At 42.8% G+C, this 19,548-nt stretch carries 15 protein-coding genes; 9 read left to right on the plus strand and 6 right to left on the minus strand.

What is annotated here, in order from left to right:
• Positions 1-38: 38 nt before the first annotated feature.
• The 4 genes from D9T12_RS01215 (at position 39) to D9T12_RS01230 (ending at position 6,002) form a co-directional block, all read left to right on the plus strand.
• Positions 39-1,046 (plus strand): Tim44 domain-containing protein, encoded by a 1,008-nt coding sequence (locus D9T12_RS01215; protein ID WP_240693207.1) that lies wholly within the window; start codon positions 39-41, stop codon positions 1,044-1,046.
• A gap of 53 nt (positions 1,047-1,099) precedes the next feature.
• Complete coding sequence (locus D9T12_RS01220) at positions 1,100-1,546, plus strand: hypothetical protein (protein ID WP_130536464.1); 447 nt, start codon at positions 1,100-1,102, stop codon at positions 1,544-1,546.
• Between the two features lie 142 nt (positions 1,547-1,688).
• Positions 1,689-2,915 (plus strand): tRNA pseudouridine(13) synthase TruD, encoded by a 1,227-nt coding sequence (truD, locus tag D9T12_RS01225; RefSeq protein ID WP_206199115.1) that lies wholly within the window; start codon positions 1,689-1,691, stop codon positions 2,913-2,915.
• 141 nt (positions 2,916-3,056) lie between these two features.
• Positions 3,057-6,002: a response regulator gene (locus tag D9T12_RS01230; RefSeq protein ID WP_130536465.1), complete on the plus strand. Its 2,946-nt coding sequence runs from the start codon at positions 3,057-3,059 to the stop codon at positions 6,000-6,002.
• Positions 6,003-6,097: 95 nt separating this feature from the next.
• Here D9T12_RS01230 and hisI read toward each other — a convergent pair whose 3' ends face one another.
• The 4 genes from hisI to D9T12_RS01250 all read right to left on the minus strand — a co-directional run bounded on the left by hisI (position 6,098) and on the right by D9T12_RS01250 (position 10,353).
• The gene (hisI, locus tag D9T12_RS01235) at positions 6,098-6,541 is read right to left on the minus strand and encodes a phosphoribosyl-AMP cyclohydrolase (RefSeq protein ID WP_130536466.1); all 444 of its coding nucleotides are present in this window, start codon (positions 6,539-6,541) and stop codon (positions 6,098-6,100) included.
• A gap of 11 nt (positions 6,542-6,552) precedes the next feature.
• Positions 6,553-7,632, minus strand: coding sequence for a 3'-5' exonuclease (locus D9T12_RS01240; RefSeq protein WP_130536467.1), 1,080 nt, complete (start codon positions 7,630-7,632; stop codon positions 6,553-6,555).
• Positions 7,633-7,854: 222 nt separating this feature from the next.
• Positions 7,855-9,009, minus strand: a complete 1,155-nt coding sequence (locus D9T12_RS01245) for a VHS/ENTH/ANTH domain-containing protein (RefSeq protein WP_130536468.1) — start codon at positions 9,007-9,009, stop codon at positions 7,855-7,857.
• A 3-nt stretch (positions 9,010-9,012) separates the two neighbouring features.
• Positions 9,013-10,353 (minus strand): BtaA family protein, encoded by a 1,341-nt coding sequence (locus D9T12_RS01250; RefSeq protein ID WP_130536469.1) that lies wholly within the window; start codon positions 10,351-10,353, stop codon positions 9,013-9,015.
• Between the two features lie 217 nt (positions 10,354-10,570).
• Here D9T12_RS01250 and D9T12_RS01255 point away from each other — a divergent pair, with 217 nt between their 5' ends.
• The 5 genes from D9T12_RS01255 to D9T12_RS01275 all read left to right on the plus strand — a co-directional run bounded on the left by D9T12_RS01255 (position 10,571) and on the right by D9T12_RS01275 (position 16,600).
• Positions 10,571-11,428 carry an HAD-IIB family hydrolase gene (locus D9T12_RS01255; RefSeq protein WP_130536470.1) on the plus strand — a complete coding sequence of 286 codons (858 nt, stop codon included), beginning with the start codon at positions 10,571-10,573 and terminating at the stop codon, positions 11,426-11,428.
• A gap of 236 nt (positions 11,429-11,664) precedes the next feature.
• On the plus strand, positions 11,665-12,879 hold the full coding sequence (locus D9T12_RS01260) for a glycosyltransferase family protein (RefSeq protein ID WP_130536471.1): 1,215 nt from the start codon (positions 11,665-11,667) through the stop codon (positions 12,877-12,879).
• Positions 12,880-13,150: 271 nt separating this feature from the next.
• Positions 13,151-14,959, plus strand: a complete 1,809-nt coding sequence (locus tag D9T12_RS01265) for a sugar phosphorylase (RefSeq protein WP_130536472.1) — start codon at positions 13,151-13,153, stop codon at positions 14,957-14,959.
• Positions 14,960-15,120: 161 nt separating this feature from the next.
• On the plus strand, positions 15,121-16,242 hold the full coding sequence (locus D9T12_RS01270; RefSeq protein WP_130536473.1) for a glycerate kinase: 1,122 nt from the start codon (positions 15,121-15,123) through the stop codon (positions 16,240-16,242).
• A 25-nt stretch (positions 16,243-16,267) separates the two neighbouring features.
• Entirely contained in the window at positions 16,268-16,600 is a 333-nt protein-coding gene (locus D9T12_RS01275) for a YgaP family membrane protein (RefSeq protein WP_130536474.1), read from the plus strand.
• Here the strand turns inward: D9T12_RS01275 and D9T12_RS01280 are convergent.
• Both D9T12_RS01280 and D9T12_RS01285 read right to left on the minus strand, forming a co-directional pair.
• Positions 16,587-17,864, minus strand: a complete 1,278-nt coding sequence (locus D9T12_RS01280) for a Glu/Leu/Phe/Val family dehydrogenase (RefSeq protein ID WP_240693208.1) — start codon at positions 17,862-17,864, stop codon at positions 16,587-16,589. The two genes, D9T12_RS01275 and D9T12_RS01280, sit on opposite strands and share 14 nt — an antisense overlap.
• 7 nt (positions 17,865-17,871) lie before the next feature.
• Complete coding sequence (locus tag D9T12_RS01285; RefSeq protein WP_130536475.1) at positions 17,872-19,515, minus strand: EAL domain-containing protein; 1,644 nt, start codon at positions 19,513-19,515, stop codon at positions 17,872-17,874.
• Positions 19,516-19,548 lie beyond the last annotated feature (33 nt).

A 19,548-nucleotide genomic window follows, 5' to 3' on the forward strand; every position in this document is an offset into this window, starting at 1 on the left:
TTACAATCCTTTTGAATTTCTAACTTGAGAGAAGATGCATGATGCAGAGTCTATGGAATATACGTTTTGCAGGATTAGGGTTAGCCTTGGTTGCAATTATGTTGATGACATTCAGTCAGTTTGCGGAGGCAAAGCGACTGGGTGGTGGGAAGAGTTTTGGTTATCAAAAGCAGGTGGCGCCTAAGAGTTTTAATAATCAAAAAGATAATAAATCCTCACAAACAACACCGGCCGGGCAAAATGGTACGGCAGCTGGTACAGCTGGAGCAGGCACGGCGGCCGCAGGAACTGCTGCCAAATCTGGTGCCTCAAAATGGCTTGGACCTTTGGCAGGATTAGCAGCCGGTGGACTTTTGGCGGCGATGATTTTTGGGGATGGATTTGAAAATCTTCAAATTTTGGATATTCTAATTTTTGCGTTAATCGCCTTTTTGTTGTTCAAACTGTTTATGTCCCGCAAACGTGCGCAACAAGCTCAAGAGCCTGCTTATCAAGGCTATCAGCAGCGAGCGCCTGACAATGTGGCGCAGCGTGAGATGCCACAAGAATCACCAGCTCCGCAAGTCCGTCAGACACATAAGGATCAGCCTGCTTACAACCCAAATGAAGGGGGGTCGATTTTTGGTGCAGATTTGGGCGAAAGTCCAACGCAGAATGCACAGCCGGTATCTCAAGCGCCTGAATGGTTTGATGCAGATGGCTTTATAGATGGATCGAAATCTCACTTTCTTGCGTTGCAATCTGCGTGGGATCAGGTGGATTTATCTGCCTTGGAATCCTACTGTACGCCAGAGCTTTATAAAGCTTTAGAAGCTGAATTAGAAGGTGTCCAAGCAGGTGAAAATCATACGAAAGTAGAAGATTTACAGTCTGAAATTGCGGCAATGTCGGTTGAAAATGACTACTTTTACGTGAGTGTGCGTTACAGCGGATTTATGGATGAAGATGGGCAAGGTGCGCACGCCTTTACGGAAATTTGGCACATTCGTCGACTTGCTGAAGGCGAAGGTAACTGGGCACTTGCAGGAATACAGCAAAACCACTAACATCATAAGGTCTTTTTGACTGTGTTAGGTGCCTAGACGAAAGGGAGGCAAAGATGCTAATAAAAACCATAACTTTGGCTGGCGTTATTTTATCGGCTTTACTGTTGGGCGCTTGTTCAAAAGAGCCGGTAAAACTGACCAACGCTCAGATGGTGGATTCTTTGGATCGTGGGTCGGGCAACTTTGACCGCGTTTTGCAGATTTGCTTCGATAAACCGCTTTCGAGTGAGTATTACCACAAAATCACTTTAATCACTCAGGAAGATGTAAAAATCAGTGGTGAGGGAGTTCTTCGACCTTTGGCATCTGACCCAGACAATAAGTGCCATTTACGTAATATGTATCTTTATATCCATAAAGATTCACCGGTTGATGCGCGACAGCTTATTAAAGATTTTGTTCGAAAAGGCAATATCCGCCAGCTTTTAGTTCAGGTCTATTACGACAAACCTGAGGGTAAAGAGTTGCCTGTAACGGAGAAAGTTTTTAAAGGTTTGTAACCTTTGATTTTGTCTAATCAATGGATAATATTTTCAAACCCAAGTTGAAAGGTGAGAGCTTTTCACTTGGGTTTTTTGTTGATGAAAAATGTCGAATGAAAACCGAACGGCATTTTGCTTAACGGCATTTTTAGGACCATGTATGACTCAAGATTCCACAAGTAATTTCGACCGGCCGGTAGAGTTTATTAAATCGGAGATGGCTGACGAAGCGGCTTTTTCCGCTTTAAATTATGCAACACAAGCGCCAGTGGTGAGCGGTTATCTACGTGTTAAACCAGAAGATTTTTTGGTTGAAGAGCAGATTGCCTACGATCTTTCTGGGGACGGCGAACATTTGTGGATTTGGGTAGAAAAAACCGGCGAAAACTCGGATTGGGTTGCTGGAGAATTGGCCAAATGGGCGGGTGTTTCCAAGAAAAACGTTGGGCTGGCGGGCCAAAAAGACCGTCATGCAGTGACGCGACAGTGGTTTAGTATTACTTTGCCCGGTAAGCCGAATCCAGATTTCGACGCCTGGCCTCATGACACTGTACGTTTGTTAAAACATTGCCGTCACCAGCGCAAATTGCAAAAAGGTGGTTTGAGTGGCAACCAGTTTGTCATTCGTCTACGAGGTCTGCAGTCGGTTGATCAAAGAACTCTACCGGCCGGTGAATTACAAAATAATATTGAACAGCGAATCCATTTTATTCGTACCCAAGGTGTTCCAAACTATTTTGGTGAGCAGCGTTTCGGCCACTCTGGAAATAATTTACGAAAAGCGATTGCGTGGTTGGTTGAAGGAAAATCAATGCGAATGAAACCAAATCAGAGAAGTTTGTATTTATCTGCTATGCGTTCGTGGGTGTTTAATCAATATTTGAGTGCTCGGATTGAGGCGGGTATTTGGGATCAATATATTTCAGGCGATGCGCTAAATTTGCAAGGATCCAGTCGTTGGTTTGTGGAGACGGATGGCTCTGAGATTGAGAAGTTGCCGCAACGAGTTTCTTCGGGCGATTTGCATCCAACTGGACCTTTGATTGGCGAGGGTGATTTGCCGGTGATGCAAGAAGCGAAAGCTCTGGAAGAGGCACTTTATGAAACCTTTCGTGATTGGTTTGAAGGGTTGAAAAATCAACGGTTAAAGGCGGATAGACGTGCGCTCAGACTACTGGTCTCAAGTGAGCAGCATGCGTTTAATTATCGTTGGCTTGAAGCCGATAATACGAGTTTTTTAGAAAATGATGAGGATTTCAAAGAGCAAGGGTTGCCGGATTTAGAACTCAGCTTTTTCTTACCGGCCGGTAGCTTTGCTACCATGGTTTTGCGTGAAATTGTGCAGGTAGTGGATTATCAAAAGAAACTAAAATTTGTAAAAAAATAAATGCGTATAAGTACGAGTTTGGTATAGTTGTTAATTTACGGCGTAAAGGCATATGCTTTGGGCTGTTGGGGAGCATCTATCGCCTCGAATTAATCCATTAATATAGTCTGGTAGACTATTTCAAAGAGTATTGTCTAATTCATGAACCGATTAGCTGGTCTCATCGCTGATTTTCTGACACGAAAACTATCAATGTTTGCGGTGGTGGCAGGGATGTTACTTGTGGGAACCTTGGTTGTCACAGAGGCTGAAGTCGAAGAGCGTAACAATGATCTTTTTGAACAAGCAGAGTTTGCCTCGCACGCTTTACGTGCAAATTTAGAAAGTGAGTTGAATAGCCAGAAGCAAATTCTGGATGCATTGAGCGAAAATGCACTTACTTCTCTTATTCAATTAATTCAGATCGCCGAAGAGACCACCCCTGTAGGCCAGGGCTCTTCAGAGGGTTTAGTCACCCCAAAAAGCGACCCGTTTTCAGCGTTGAGTCAGCAACCTAGCTGGCAAGATTTCCAATCCAAACTTTTAAATTATCTTCCGCAAGTACAGCAGTTCGCTTTGTTGGACTCTCAAGGCAATGTTGTACTTGATGGCGGCGGATTTTTTATGGGAAATGCTTGTCGGGTTCAAGTTGAACATGGATTGGGAGGTAATAAGGGCGGTGCTGTGATGTTGCAGGCGCACTTTTTCCATGATGGCGACCACCATTATGATTTGATCTATTATTTGCTTGAAGGTGATCAGGTTAAAGGGGCGATACTTGCCAGTTTGCCTTTGACATCGCTTTCAGCCTATCTTTCTCGATTTGTCACCGATGCTTTGGAAGTTGTGATGCTGAATAAGCACAATCCGACCCAGGTTATTTTAAGTTCTTATGAGGATTTAAGTTTGCAAGCCGGCGCAATGATCTCTAATGAATTTGTAGAGCAAGCGTTGGTTTCCATGGATTTGCCGAACACCGATTGGCGTTTTTATTTCTTTGCCAAAGAAGGTGTGTTGGATGAATTGCGTAATCAACTTTATGTATATGCCTTTTTGATTTTTTCGATTCTCGCCTTGTTGCTTGCTTTGCTTCAAAGTCGATGGGCAAATGCATTGAATGTTCAGGCTAAGGGAGATCGTTCCAAGGCATTCCAACTTTATCGACAAAGCCCAATGGCCTTGTTTGTGTTAGATCCTTCTCCAGCCAATACGATTCGCTATTTTTCGGCCAACCAAATTGAGCAAGCAAGTGCCCTTAAGCAAGCCGTGATTATCAATCAGTCCTTTACCACATTGTTGCACCCTGAAGAACATAGTCGCTGGCATGAGTTATTGAGTGAGTTCCTAGAAAATGATCACTCGTCATTGGATGCAAACTTCCGTTTACAAAAAGTTGGAGATTCAAGTAATTTCAGATGGGTGGTGAATTTGCATGTTGTTGCAGATTTTAATGAAAATGGTGAATGCGAACGTTTATTGGTCTATTTATTTACGCTTTCTGAGCATCAAACGGGAAAAAAATTAGTGGATGATCTGCTGGAATCTTTCCCTTTACCGGTTTTTATTACGGATGAAAATGGTATTTTGATTGATGCGAATAAAGCGAGCGAATCGTTTTTATCGAGGAATAAGCAAGCCTTCTTGTCTTCGCCTTTGGCAGGTTGTATGGATTTGGAAAGCGCTCAAAATTATCGCCAACAGTTACAGCAAGCAGAGCAGTCTCATCATTTTTCGGTATTAGCTGAGCAAGATGTCCGAGACACGCCTGACAATTTGATTCCACAGGAACAGGTGGCTTTACGATTTAAAACTGCCAATGGAACCTTAACAAGTTGTGATGTGAGTATTCAGTCGCTGCCATCACTGTATGAAAATGCTTTTATTCATTTTCTTCAACCGGTTGTTCAATCGCAAACACCTGAACCAGAGCAAGGTGAAACGCCTTATCTTGAGAGTTACTATGAGGCTGCTCTGTCACGCTTCAATGTCGGTTACCACATTGCCGATGAGCTGGAAGAGTTAATGGGGTTCTTGAGAGGCGTTAGTGATCGCTTGAAGTTTACTTTCATTGACAAAGTTTCAAGAATTCATGCGGATGAAATCCGCAATCGAAGCGATGCAGTGACACGTTCCTTGCAAGACTTTAAGTTCTTGGCGTTAAAGGATGAGGATTTCTCTAAAACCAGTTTTGATGCGTATATTTTGGTTGAAGAATCATTACATCTTTTACGGCTTAAAGCGCGTTGGCATGGAGTGAATTTTGAGTTTAACTATAACTCAGGTTGTCCTTATGTTTGGATGGGATATGAAAACAGAATTAAGCAAATTATCCTTCAGCTGTTGTCTTATGTGATTGAACGTCTTGCTTGTGAACAAGTGCGTATTAACGTCGGCTGCGTTGAAACGGATAAGGGTAGTTTTTTGAAAATGGTATTTCTCCTGTCATCGTCTGAGAGTGAGAAGTTGGAAAAAGCGAATGAATTCATGGTTGCTGATATTTCATTGACAACAGATTTAGCGAATAGGGAGTTAAGAAGTTCTCAGCGCCATCATGTGTTAAAAGGCTTGGAGCTTTCCACTGCGTTGTTACGAGCTTTAGGTGGCGAGATTCATGTTGGCCAAAGTCGTAATAATGAAATTGGCTTTTCGGTAGATATTCCTGTTGATATGGATGATTTATCTAATAGATATTCGGACAATAAAGACTCTGATGTGATGGCTGAGCAACATTTTATTGATAAACGTTTCTTGTTGGTCGATTCCGACACGGTCGTTGAGCAGTTGCTCGTCGATGTTCTAGAGCGTATGGGTGCGCAAGTCGATGTGGTCGAAAATGGAATTGATGCAATTAGTTTCTGGCGTAACTATTCGCACCTTTATGCCGGTTTACTGATTGAGGTAAACGCTGAAGTCATGGATGCCTATGAGGTCATGAGTTTTATTCGTCGAGAAGAAGAGGAATCTATGCTAGACAGCCATTTTCCAGTAATTGCTGTGGTTGATCGCAATCTTCACAATAGCATGGATTTAGACGAATTTGATGGGGTTGTGGAAACGCCACTGATCGTTGAGCAAATGGTTTCAGAGCTGAAACGGTTGAATGCTTGAGCAGTACCGTTGTAAATTACGCCGCAACGAAAAATGGCCTTGGATGCTGTTGTGCATTCAAGGCCATTTTTGTATTCAGCATCGACTATTTAGGATTATTTTTGATAGAGCGTTTTAGGGTCAATTAGCGGCTCGGAAGTAATGGTGGCTTTATCGCCTTCGACAAGCGTGTAAAAACAGCTACGTCGACCTGTGTGGCAAGCAGGGCCTGTTTGATCGACGAGTAATAAAATTGCATCGCCATCGCAGTCAAAGCGTAGTTCTTTTAGGACTTGAATTTGCCCTGATTCTTCGCCTTTTCGCCAATAGTTTTGACGCGAACGAGACCAATAACATACCCGGCCGGTAGCAAGTGTTTCTTGCAAGGATTTTTCGTTCATCCATGCCATCATCAATATTTCTTTAGTATCGTGTTGTTGTGCAATGGCCGGAATTAAGCCGTCTTGGTCAAATTTGACTGCTTTTAAAACGTCTTCCCATGCAAACTCATCGCCTATCTTAGCCTTTTCAAGGGTTTTAAAATTCAGTGAATCACACATGTTTGCACTCCTTAAGAACGTTTAGCGTTCGCAAACGCGGCAGCAAATAAGTTATTGGTGACTTGCTGTTTTTCCACCTTTTTGGGTTTCTTTTGCTCAACCTGTGATTGCTCGCCGCGTTTAAGCATTGCATTAAACAATTCGACAGTTGCTTGAGCATCGGCTAATGCATCATGTGCATCGCCAGGGAAAGGCTTGTCTAATACTTTGGCGTAGGCATCGGTAAGTTTTGGTGTTTTATAGAACCAATACATGCGCTCAGAGTGCCAACGAATCGCACCGATCAAATCTTTGGAAAGTTCGGCCGCATCAAGCCAGGTGTTGTAGTCCAGTTCAAAGCGCAGCATTTTCTTTTCGGCGCTTTTTTCCAAGTACATAAAATCACTTTCGGTACTGTAAGCCAGCACCACATCAGCATCTCGTAGCGTATCATGGATTTCATCCCAAGCTTTAGCCAGAAGAGGTGCGTCTTGAACCATCTCAGTGGTGATGTTGTGTTTATCGTTTTCAGGGATATCGTAGCCAGGATTAATCAGCTGATTGAATAGTTCCTTACCCTCTCCATCGCAGGCCGAGAGTTGAATGATGTCGGCATCTGGGTCGGTCGAAATGTTCGTGGCTTCAATGTCAATGCAGACAATATTTTTGCCTTTTAGGTTTTGTGCATGTTCTTTAAGCTTGAACAGTGCGTCGTTGCGACGTTCGTTAATCAGGTCAATGACTTCTGATTCGCAAAACGGTTGAATGAGTTTTTCAAGATTTTTGCGCAGGCGCGCAATCGATTTGGTGAGCGCTTTACGAACGTCTTCGTCCTCACTAGATTTTTCAATGAATGCTTCAACTGTATAGGCTTCTTCATCAATAAAAATCGTTTCTAAACTTTTTTGAGCAATCTTTTTAACTTTGAAATTGTACGCTTCCAAAGGTGGGATAAACACTTGGCCATTGAGTAGAGACGTTGCACCTTTTTCAGGTGAGGCCATAATTTCAACACCTTTTAGACTAATGCCGTCGGAAGCGGCCACCGCAACCAAGTATTCTTTTAAGGGTTGTTTACGTTTATCAATCAAAATCAGTTGTGCATTGCTCATAAAAGTTCTTTTAATTCTTGGTTTTAATAAAAATAGTCGGTTATTTTAGCAGACCCTAGAAAGGGTTGCGTGTCACTTGGGGACTAGATTCGGTACTTCAATGATTATCTAAGCGGTAAAAGTCTTTAAAAGACACTGTGAATCCCTTCTAGGAAGTTTTAACAGCTCATCTTTTGGCTGTGAAGCCGTGAAGTTCTTAAGCTCGTTGTTGCATAGCTTTGGTTAGATTTCATTCTTTGCAAAGAGGTTTTCAGCATAATGATGAAACAATTTGTGCAGACTTTTTAGCAGAAGTTGTTGGCGCATGGGCAGGTGGGCGCAGTAGTAGCCGGTGAATTCCATTGCTGCTATGCCTCCACGCTGCTTTTTAAAGTGCGCGGCGCCGGAGCTTAAGTTCAAAAGTTGATGTCGTTCGTGGGCAATTTTTAATAACTGGGCAATGGTTAAACGATAAAGTCCCATGGATTTAGGCAGTGTCGTGTCATAGCCGACAATCGGCATGGTTAAAATGTTGTTGTGAGTGAAGAGTCCCATTGTGGCGACAATTCTCCCTTCGTCATTCCGAAAGCTAAAAAATTCCACTAGCTTATTTTTATGCAGTTGTTGTAGGTATTCGGTGGAATATTGAGGGTTATGTTGCGAGTGTTTTTCAATATAGAGTTGGTAAAAGCATTTTTGAATGTCTTTAAAGTCTACCGGCCGGTGTTCTTTTGGCGTGACCAAACTCAAAGGTGTTTTTCTTAAAAGTCGCCAATCGTTTTTGACATTATTTTTTTTCCACCAGTTCGTTTCATTCGGAAATAAGTACACTTGGCGAGCCGGTAGCATTAACCAACCCAATGATGTGAGGTCTTGAATAAGTTGGCCGTCGCACTCGCTATTCAGTGAGCGAATACTGAGGCTGTGTTTAGGATGTTGTTGGCTGAGTGTTTGAGTTAATTTTTGTAATGTGTCTTTACTCGTCGCTGGAAAGGGGCAAGTGGAAAAAAGCCAGTTGTTCAAGCTAAGAGTTTGATTAATCTTGCCCCATTTCAATGCAGTCGAAAATATGGGAAAAGTCGCTTTGATTAAGGTTCTCTGCATCGGATTTTTAATTAGATGTAATTCTTCCGATGCGTAATCAATATAGGCGTTATAGGCTGAGCAAACATAGCTATTACGATAGTCGGTTTGGTTTTTAGCCACAGGGATTGAAATTTCGTTGAACGAATAAACGTTCAATTCTGTGGCAATATTGGCAATCGCATTTGGTAAGGTCTGCTGAAAAGCGTCGATAAACTGCTGAGTTTTTTTCGCAAGCGCGGCATTCACAGAGTCATTAGAACGGGTTAAATTTTCGTTAACCTCCACATCGAATTCGATTGGGTTTTGCGTCATGAATTACGACTCCAACCCTTGAGGTTTCTCGCCTGTAATTTTTTGATACATAAACACAGCGCCATAAATTGCTGAGCGGTCTTGGCGTGTTAGTTGTGCATTGTAATCGGCATCGGTTTGCCATTGCTCAAGCAAATTTGGCGCAAGTTTTTCTTCTAAAGGAGAAATTTCACCGGCTGTTCTGAAGACAACTCGTGCATCGGTGGTTGCGGTTCGAGTCACTTGAGACCATAGCGCATTCAGTTGTTCTGCGTCCATCCAATCTTGAGCATCCAAAAACAGGTATGCATCTAAGCTGTTGGCAGGCATCGCTTGCAGTTGTTGGGTAAGCGAGGTGTGATGCCAAGAAACTTTGGAGGATTCTTGGCGGATCGTTTCAAAATTTTCAGCTTTTAAGTATCTTGGTAACGCTTTCTGGCTTTCCAAATCATATCGGCGAGCAAAGGCTTGCCAAGCAAAATAGTTTTCTTCTAGCGGAAAATCACAGGCTAAACGGCGAGCACGATCCTTTAACAGTTCATGCATTTGCACGCCTTTTTGTTCAGAGTTGACTTGCATTTCATCGTATTGAGAAGGTGGAATGCCTAGGCTGTAAAGTACAGAAGTTCTTCGGCTTAAAAAGCGTAACAATTTTGTGTCAAATACTGGCGCAACATGCTGTTCAAATTGAGTTCGTTGCTCTTCAAGTGTTTTGGCTTGCATGATTTGGCTAATGTCATAGCCAAGCCGACGACTGACCCAATGAATCAAGCCAATGAATTTACCAAGTAGACCGTGGTGGTAAAAATTGTTGGCAAACAGCTCGATACGCTTTTTTCTCAGAACGCCTGTTTTTTGATTCCAATACTGTTGGGTTTTTGTTGAGAGTTTTGAAATGAGTTTCTTCTCAAATATTTCAATATTGTGCGGTAAGTTGGCATTGGCAAAAAAGTCAAAAAACTCAGATTGAGTTAGATTTTGGCTAGCAATCAATTTCAGCTCTAGCAAGGCTAAGTGGTGTTCATTTAAATCGACAACCGTAATTGATTTTGGTTTGACGGTTAAGTAGTTCAAAACATTGCACCCGCCAGAAGAAATCGTAAACACGCGAGAATTTTCTTTGAGATTCAAAGCTTGGATATCAACCTCTGGGTCTTCCCAAATTTGCGGATAAACCAAACGATCAAACCATTTTGCAAACAGTCGATCTGCCAACCCTTTTTTGCTGAACAAACTTGAGGGTTTCACTGCTTCATTTAATAGCGTTTTGTTACAGCCTTCAGTATGCGTTTGGGAGTTGGAAAACGGGTGAATTTCATCTGGAGTTGTCAAAGATGAGTTTGCAGGTTTATTTGGCAGTGTCATGATTTCCTCAAAAGAAAGATAGTCATCTAAAAGTCATTTGTTTTTGGCATGATAGAAATGAATCAGTGACAGGATTTGACACTCCTGTGAAATTTATATAACAGTGAATTGAAGGTGCCGATATTGCAGGATAGTTTAATGCATTGCATGAGTCTTGCTTATAAAACTGGCACAAAAAGTGTTTTAAGTTTGGTGGTTGCACCATAAAGGAGTGGGTTTGAAGCCTGATTGCATTTTTACCGACATGGATGGCACTGTTTTGGGGCATTCTGATTATGAATATGCGCCAGTCTTGCCAGTGTTGGAACAGTTAGCTGAAGAGGGAATTCCTGTGGTGGTGAATTCGAGTAAAACCTATGCGGAAATCGCTACTTGGCTAGAAAAACTTAATTTAGAACCTCCATTTATTTCCGAAAATGGCGGGGTGATTTATTTACCCAGTCGGGCACAAGGACCCATACAGGCACAAGTACCCATACGGGCACAAGTACCGGCCGGTAACAAACAGATACTGGGAACACCTTACCCACAAATTCGTGCTTTTATGCAGCAGGTTAGAGAAGAATTTGATTGGCAGTTTGAAGGCTTTGGCGATATGTCGGTTGATCGAGTCGTAGAAACGACTGGGTTGGCGACAAAAGATGCAGAGCAAGCGATGCAACGAGAAGTGACTGAACCGATGTTGTGGCATGACTCTGAAGAGTCGCTTGAGGCTTTCATTCAATTGGCTGAGAGGACCGGGTTGCAAGTCGTCCGAGGGGGGCGTTTTTATCATGTCATGGGTCAGCATGATAAAGCAAAAGCGATGAACTGGTTGTTGACTGAAAGTGGTTTGCTTGGGCAAAAGCAGCGTGAAAATGTATGTGTTGTCGCATTGGGTGATGGCAATAATGATCGAGCAATGTTAGAAGCCGCTGACATTGCAGTGGTGTTACCGGCCGGTAACTTTTCAAGTTTGGAGATTGATGCCAAGCCTGATGGTTACCCTAAACAAGTGATTTATGCACAAAAAGCTGCCCCGGAAGGTTGGGCGGAAACAGTCAGACGAATCTTGAAAGATTTGAAGGGTAGATAGGTCACCGATAAAAGCTTCGCATTGCATGGATGCAATGCGCAGAGTGGTTATGGATGACGAACAACGTCTTTTAGCAATGACCTATCTGCCGGTGAGAAATAGTCAATATTAGAGATCAATTGATTAACCAAAATGAGGGTGTAACAATGTGTTTGCTTTATCAGCGTTTTAGCGCGTTTTTGAGTTTGCACCTGAGGTGTTAGTCAAAAAAATAGAAATTATATAGAGGATTTGAGATGAGTGATTTTTTTCAGAATGGGACTGTAACGACTTTTCATAATCTAACTGACCGGCCGGTTGAAAGTTTAGAAGAGGAGTTAATTAAGTTTTCCGAAACCCGAAACATGGGATTGATTCTTCCGTCACTGTTCAGTGAATTGGAAATGCCAGCCCTGAAAAACATTGTTGAAGAGTTAAAAAAAGTTCCTTATCTCTCCGAAATTGTTATTGGCTTAGATCGTGCAGATAAAGAGCAGTTTGAATTCGCAAAAAAATATTTTTCCGAGCTGCCTCAAGAGCATCGCATTATCTGGAATGACGGCCCACGTGTGACAGCGATTATGGATCGTTTAAAAGAGGAAGGTCTTGCCCCAACCGAACCGGGTAAGGGTACCAATGTTTGGGGGTGTTATGGCTATGTGCTGGCATCGAAAAGGGCAAAAGTGGTTGCTTTACATGATTGTGACATTGTCACTTATTCACGTGATTTATTGGCACGACTCATCTATCCGGTCGCTCATCCTAACTTCAACTTCACCTTTGCTAAAGGCTACTACGCCCGACACGCCGATGGAAAGTTAAATGGTCGTGTTGCGCGATTAATGGTCACGCCGATTTTGCGAGCATTGGAAACGGTACTTGGGCCAGATGAATTATTGGCCTATTTGGATAGCTTTCGCTACCCATTGGCAGGCGAGTTTGCGATGAACGTCCATGCGCTGCAAGACATGCGGATTCCTGCAGATTGGGGGCTTGAGATTGGTATTTTGGCCGAGATGCGCCGTAACTATTCCAATCGCCGAATTTGTCAGGTGGACATTGCTGATGTTTATGACCATAAACATCAGGATTTATCGCAAGAAGACCACACCAAAGGTCTGTCGCGTATGAGTCAAGACATTGCGAAGTCGTTGTTTAGAAAATTATCGACGCGTGGACATGTGTTTTCTCGGGGGACTTTGCGTTCGATTCGTTCGGTGTATTTACGAACGGCTTTAGATCAGCTTGAGAGTTACTCGTTTGATGCGCAGATGAATGGTTTGACCGTTGATATCCATGCCGAAGAGCAAGCGATTGAGTTGTTTGCACAAAATATTTTTGAGGCAGGGGAAGTCTTTTTAGAAAACCCTAATGAGCGTCCATTCCTGCCGAATTGGAACCGTGTGACCAGCGCTTATCCGCACATTTTGGCGGAGTTATTTGAGGCGGTGGAGTTGGATAATATGGAGTAATACTTGTTGGCTAATGGTGTTTTTAGCCAAGCACATGATATGAAGTCTCAAAGTCGTTACTAAACCCATTCTTGGGAACTTCGAGAGAGCAGCCTGCTCTTTCGAAGGATGTAGGCCGAATATTGTGTGATCCCATGACTTCTGTTTTCTTACCGGCCGGTCTCAATCGTATTTGTTGTCATAGTTCTCTCTGAGACAGAGATTTGATTCAATTTTGCATTCCAAACCGCTCTCTACTCTGTGGGGGGATTTTTCCATTGGAGGAAATAATATGGTGGCTTTGACCGCATCTCAACAGCAGCAGCTTCAAAAGCGTTTATCGGTTTTATACGGCGATGACGATTTACAAATCGCCTATCAAGGCATTGAGCAGTTGCTTGTTAATTTTGACAAAATCTTACCGGCCGGTTGTGACCCTAAAAGTGATGCGCCTTGTCATCCACAGCGTTGGACGCAAAATGATGCTTTGTTGATTACCTATGGAGACACTTTTTTAGAAGAAGGTAAGCGCCCTTTACAAGCATTGCAGAAGTTTTTGGGGAAATATGTCAAAGAGGCTATTAATTGCGTGCATATTTTGCCGTTTTTCCCTTATAGCTCTGATGATGGTTTTTCGGTGATTGACTATTCGATGGTTGACCCTGACTTAGGTGATTGGGGTGATATTGATGCACTTCGTCAAGATTACGATTTGATGTTTGATTTTGTGGTCAATCATATCTCGCGAGAGAGTTTGTGGTTTACCAATTACAAGGCGAATATCGAACCATACACAGAATTTTTTATTGAAGTGGAAGGTGAGCCCGATTTATCCATGGTGACTCGTCCACGAAACACGCCGTTGCTTGTTCCAGCCTATACTCATCGCGGCCGTAAAAAGGTTTGGGCGACGTTTAGTGCCGATCAAATTGACTTGAACTTTGCCAATCCCAAAGTATTGGTGAAAATGATGGAAATCCTGTTGTTATATGTCGCAGAAGGTGCTCGGATTATTCGACTGGACGCGATTGGCTTTTTGTGGAAGAAGATTGGCACTAATTGCATACATTTGCCTGAAACACATGAAGCGGTCAAATTGTTTCGAGATGTGATGGAAATCGTCAATCCGCAAGCGATTGTTCTCACTGAAACCAATGTTCCGCACAAAGAAAATCTATCGTATTTTGGTCATCAGGACGAAGCGCATATGGTGTATCAATTTAGTTTAGCACCGTTGATTTTGCATGCTTTGCACAGAGGCGATGGTCAATATCTAACCCAGTGGGCATTGGGTCTTGATGCGCCACCTGAAGGTTGTACGTTCTTGAACTTTACTGCTTCGCATGATGGGATTGGTTTGCGTCCAGTAGAGGGTATTTTGCCTGATCGTGAAGTCGGTGACTTGGTGAATAACATGCATCGTTTGGGTGGTTTTGTATCGATGAAAACTAACTCGGATGGTTCGGAAAGTCCTTATGAAATTAATATTACTTATTTCAGTGCCATGCGTGAAACGCATAATAGCAATGGTCCAGATCAATGGCAGGTAGAAAGGTTCATCTGTTCGCAAAACATTATGATGACGTTACAGGGGATTCCTGCGTTTTACATTCACAGTTTAATTGCCACGCCGAATGACCGTGAAGGGGTGGAAAAGACTGGCCGGACAAGATCTATTAACCGTAAAAAATGGGAATATGAATACATTGAGGCGATGATTGAAAGTGGTCGAACCTCGAATGCAGAAGTGATTAAGCGGCTAACCAATTTGCTCATGCGTCGCAAAAAGCACAAGGCATTCCACCCTGATATTGGGCAGAAAGTTCTTGATTTGGGAAGTGATTTTTTTGCCCTGTGGCGTGATGAAAAAGGCTTACGTTTCCCGTTATTAGCGATTCATAATTTGACGTCGGAGTTGAAAATTTTGGATATTTCGGCGATTGAAGGAATTGAGCGTCATTCTTACTGGATTAACCTGTTAGATAATCATGGCGTTTCGGCACAAGAGCAGAAATTTGTCATGCAGCCTTACCAATCAATTTGGCTCATGCCTGAGCAGATTGATGGTGAAAGTGCGCTATGGGCGATGTATACGGATTAATGATTTTGTTCACTGAGTGAATTTCTTTATTAAAAGAGAAGATTGCCACGGCCTGAAGGCCTCGCAATGACCGTCATTGCGAACGCAGTGAAGCAATCTTTATTCTTAAGTGAACAGAAGACGCTTGCCCCGTCGACTGGTTTTACAAAGGTAAAAGATGTATGAAAATAGTGGTTGCTCCTGATAGCTTTAAAGGGTCTTTACCGGCCAGTGCGTTTTGCCAAATTGCCGAGCAGGTGATTTTGCAGCATTGCCCAGAAGCGGAAGTCATTAAGCTGCCCTTGTCTGATGGTGGGGAAGGCTTTGTGGAAGCGTTTGTTTGTGCCGGCTTGGCGGAAGAAATCAAGCTTTGGGTGAGTGGACCTTTGGGTAAAAAAACGAAGGCTAGTTTTGCATGGCAAGCCGATACGAAAACAGCGATGATCGAAATGGCTCAGGCATCAGGTTTACCGAAGTTACGTCATGAAGAGCGAAACCCCTTACAAACTCATACTTATGGAACAGGACAACTCATTCAAGCGGCGATTGAGAAGGGGGCAAAAAATATCATTTTAGGCTTGGGCGGTTCGGCCACTAATGACGGTGGTGTGGGTGCCTTGCAAGCTTTAGGCGTTGAGTTTTTAGACTCTGAGAATCAACCCATTGGATTGGGTGGTCAAGCGCTAAAAACGATTGCATCTATTGGTAGGATTCCAGAAAAACTGTTGGAAATTGATTGGATACTCGCGTGTGATGTAACCAATCCTTTGTTAGGTGATGAGGGTGCAACGGCGATTTTTGGCCCACAAAAAGGTCTGCAACCTCAGCAGTTTGATTCACTAGAGAATGGTTTAGCGAATTTGGCGGAGAAAATTTATACAGCAACCGGCCGGCAGATTGTTGAGGTTGCTGGTGCCGGTGCCGCAGGCGGAATGGCTGGTGGTTTTATCGGTATTTTGAATGCACAGGTCGAACCGGGTTTTGAAGTATTGAATCGTTATTTGAAAATTGAGCAAGCGATGCAATCAAAAAATAACCGGCCGGTTAGTTATGTGATTACCGGAGAAGGTCGTATGGATGAGCAAACTGCCTTTGGAAAATTGCCAATGCGAATTGCGCAATTAGCCGAGCAGTATGGCATCCCCGCGATTGGTATATGTGGTAGTTTGGGTGTGTCGCAACTTCCTCCTTTCCAGAGTCTGTTTAGTATTGTTAACACGCCGATGCATGAGTTCGATGCAATGCGAGATGCGCCGCAGTTGTTAGAATCCTGTTTGCAAAATCTTGTTCCACTTTTAAAATAGAGAAAAAATTCAAGAGGAATAAACAGTGAATTCAGTCGTGATTAAAGGCAATCGCCCTTTACGAATTTTTGCATCAATGATGTTAATCTTGTTGGTGATCTCTCACTTTATGGGACAGGTAGATTTAACCGAAATTTCGTTTTTGTGGGTGATGATTGCCATGTCAATAAATGCCTTGCAAGCTAGTTTTACGGGTTTTTGTCCGATGTTTAAAAACGGAAAAGGCGAGTGTGTTGCGTGTGGCGTGGCTTGTGATCATCCAGAAAGCGTAACCCAAACAGCGCAGCAAGCTGAATCGAGCTGCTGTTCTGGATCGGATTGTTGCTCAGAAAAAAAGAAAGAATCTACACGCTCTTGAATAGCTTATGGTTCCCGCGTTGATCAATCGCGCCAGCAAGTCGTTCAACGCCGTGAACATATGCGGCCGTGCGTAATGAGCATTTATGTTTTTTAGCATGGTCAAAAATACTTTGTGACTCTTTCACCATGATCTTTTTAAGCTGTTGTTCGACTTCAGCTTCTTCCCAATACATACCTGAACGATTTTGTACCCATTCAAAGTAACTCACAATGACACCGCCGGCATTTGCAAGTACATCGGGGATGACATCAATTTCACGAGCTTCAAGGATTTGGTCTGCATCAGGTGAAACTGGACCATTGGCAATTTCTAAAACAGTTTTTGCTTGTATTTGATGCGCATTTTGTTCAGTAATTTGGTTTTCTAGAGCAGCCAGCACCAATACATCCACATTAAGCTCTAATAAGGCTTCGTTACTTAAAGTTTCATAGTCGAGTTCATTGCAAACTGAACCATCGCAATAGACCGATGCGAGTCGATTGTCTTCTTGTTTGAGTCGATGGACATCTAAAACATTTAACCCTTTGGGGTCGTAAATCGCACCCTGTGAATCTGAAATTGCGACGACTCGGTAGCCGCACTGCTGGGCGATTCTTGCAAAATGGAAGCCTGCATTACCAAAGCCTTGCACAGCAATCGTCATTTGTTCACTGCTTGGTTTGTAGTGTTCTAGGTATTCTTGTAGTGCAAACAGTGCTCCTTGACCAGTGGCAAATTCACGACCTTTAGAACCGTTTAAATGCAGAGGTTTTCCTGTGATAATTCCGGGTTCTTGGCGACGGGCAATCATGGCGTATTCATCGGCCATCCAGCCCATAATGGTGGCGTTGGTATAGACATCGGGTGCTGGAATATCTCGTTTTTCTCCTAAGACATCGGCAAACGCACGAATATAGCCGCGAGATAAGCGTTCAATTTCCATTAAGGAAAGTTCTTTTGGGTTGACAGTTACACCGCCTTTGGCGCCGCCAAATGGCAAACCAGCGACGGCACATTTGACAGTCATCCAGAAGCTCAGGGACGTGACTTCTTGCATATCTACGTCTGGGTGAAAACGAATACCGCCTTTCGTCGGTCCACGCGTATCATCATATTGGATTCGATAGCCCGTGAACACGCGCAGAGTTCCATCATCCATTCTGACAGGGATGTTGGCGACAATGGTGCGTTTAGGAACCGATAGTCGAATCATGACTTCCTCGTTGATGTCGAGTAAATTAAACACCGGTGCGAGTCGTTGTCTTGCCAATTCAAACATCATAGGCCTCCTATGCAGAGCGAGTTTTAAGTTCGTGTGAAAAATTAGAGACGGAGTGTGAGGGGAGTGATTTTGAGTAAAGAAATCCTTGTTGACGACGGACTTCAATACTTTCAAGTTTTAGCGCAGTTTCCTCATTTTCGACGCCTTCAACGATGACTTTAATGCCAAGCTGATGACAGAAATTTGCTGTATTCTCAACCAGAACCTGATGTTTTTTTGAATATGCAAACGGAAAAATCAACATTTTATCTATTTTAAGATAGTGAATGGGAAGCTCAATCAAACGTTCAAGATTACTATGTTCTTTTCCGAAATCGTCCAGTGCAATTAATACCCCCGCATCGATAAGCTGGTGAATATGAGCTTGTAAGATGGGGTCTTTTAAAAATTTGTCTTGTTGCTCAAGTATTTCGACTAACAGTTGGTGAGGTAATGTTTTATTGAGAACGATTAGATGTTCAATGATTGAGGTTTGCCTAAGATGGTTAGGGGAGAAGTTCACAGACACATAATCCAATTCAACGCTGGAAAATTGTGATAACTGTTGACTGAACTTTTTTATTAACTTTTTTTGTAGTTCTTGATTAGAAATCATGGCTTCAAAAGGCTCGATAAATGCCCCGACGGGAATTTCGCCAATTTTGGGTAATTTCAAACGAATAAGTGATTCTAGGCTGACAAGCTTAAGTTGTGATTTCTCTCGGTAAATAATCGGCTGAAATTCATATCTGAGCCAACCTTTTTCAATCCATTGAATGAGCCTTTTGACGTTCACGACTTCAATGTGATTCTGGTGGCGAATTATCCAGTTTCGATTGTAGAAGCTATCGGCATAGGCGTGAAAGATAAAAATCAATGCACAGGAGAGGGTAAATAGTGTGATCAGAGGTTCAAGTTGTAAATAAAGGTTTTCGCCATGAGTTAGTGGTGATTGACTGAGCAAATATGCACAAATAAAGTAGGTCAAACCTGCCGTTAGTGGGCCAGCAAGAGAAAGCGCACCGAGGGTAAAAAAGATGAGGAGAATGAGGCTGTCGTAACCATGAGTAAATGCCTGATAAAAAGTGCCTGTAAAGCCTAGAGCAACAGCGATTGTGACCCATTGCTTGAGTAAGTGCTTGCTAGGATACTTTGCAAAAAACCAAATGATTGCGTAGCCCAATGGAATGAAAACAGCTGCCCCACGTAAACTTGCAGATGACCAGAATAGAAAACCTTCAGTCCATGAAATTTGTATATTTTGACTGAGAAACCAGCCACCAATACCGGAAACTCCTAGTAATAGTGCAATTGAAAGCACTGCAAATTGCGTCAATCTGCTCGAATCAATTTTGAATTTTAAGTTTTGTTTTCTAGTGTGGGTAATGGCAATGCGAAGAATTTGTAAGCCGAGCCAGGGTTCCAGTGTTTGCAAAACCGAGAGAATGATGGCTTGCTCGGTAGAAATTGTCGCGAGATTGTAAAGCCAGATTGCAAAAGCTCCACAAAGAAAAATTCGGTTTTGAATTTTGTGAGGAGAAATTAATGTCAGCGTTGCGAGTAAAACTCCAGATAGCCAGATACCACTTGGTTCGAGCATTTGCCAAGGATCAAAGTTCGAGCCATATTGTGCAATCAAAATAAGCGTAAAAATAGAAAAATAGGCAATCATTTTATAGCCTTGGCTAGTTTTGCTTAAGGTTTA

This window comes from Thiomicrorhabdus indica (genome assembly GCF_004293625.1).
GTDB lineage: Bacteria > Pseudomonadota > Gammaproteobacteria > Thiomicrospirales > Thiomicrospiraceae > Thiomicrorhabdus > Thiomicrorhabdus indica.

Coding starts and splice junctions, on each gene's coding strand:
- D9T12_RS01215 (WP_240693207.1), top strand. CDS start 39: ATGATGCAGAGTCTATGGAATATACGTTTTGCAGGATTAGGGTTAGCC.
- D9T12_RS01220 (WP_130536464.1), top strand. CDS start 1,100: ATGCTAATAAAAACCATAACTTTGGCTGGCGTTATTTTATCGGCTTTA.
- truD (WP_206199115.1), top strand. CDS start 1,689: ATGACTCAAGATTCCACAAGTAATTTCGACCGGCCGGTAGAGTTTATT.
- D9T12_RS01230 (WP_130536465.1), top strand. CDS start 3,057: ATGAACCGATTAGCTGGTCTCATCGCTGATTTTCTGACACGAAAACTA.
- hisI (WP_130536466.1), bottom strand. CDS start 6,541: ATGTGTGATTCACTGAATTTTAAAACCCTTGAAAAGGCTAAGATAGGC.
- D9T12_RS01240 (WP_130536467.1), bottom strand. CDS start 7,632: ATGAGCAATGCACAACTGATTTTGATTGATAAACGTAAACAACCCTTA.
- D9T12_RS01245 (WP_130536468.1), bottom strand. CDS start 9,009: ATGACGCAAAACCCAATCGAATTCGATGTGGAGGTTAACGAAAATTTA.
- D9T12_RS01250 (WP_130536469.1), bottom strand. CDS start 10,353: ATGACACTGCCAAATAAACCTGCAAACTCATCTTTGACAACTCCAGAT.
- D9T12_RS01260 (WP_130536471.1), top strand. CDS start 11,665: ATGAGTGATTTTTTTCAGAATGGGACTGTAACGACTTTTCATAATCTA.
- D9T12_RS01265 (WP_130536472.1), top strand. CDS start 13,151: ATGGTGGCTTTGACCGCATCTCAACAGCAGCAGCTTCAAAAGCGTTTA.
- D9T12_RS01270 (WP_130536473.1), top strand. CDS start 15,121: ATGAAAATAGTGGTTGCTCCTGATAGCTTTAAAGGGTCTTTACCGGCC.
- D9T12_RS01280 (WP_240693208.1), bottom strand. CDS start 17,864: ATGATGTTTGAATTGGCAAGACAACGACTCGCACCGGTGTTTAATTTA.
- D9T12_RS01285 (WP_130536475.1), bottom strand. CDS start 19,515: ATGATTGCCTATTTTTCTATTTTTACGCTTATTTTGATTGCACAATAT.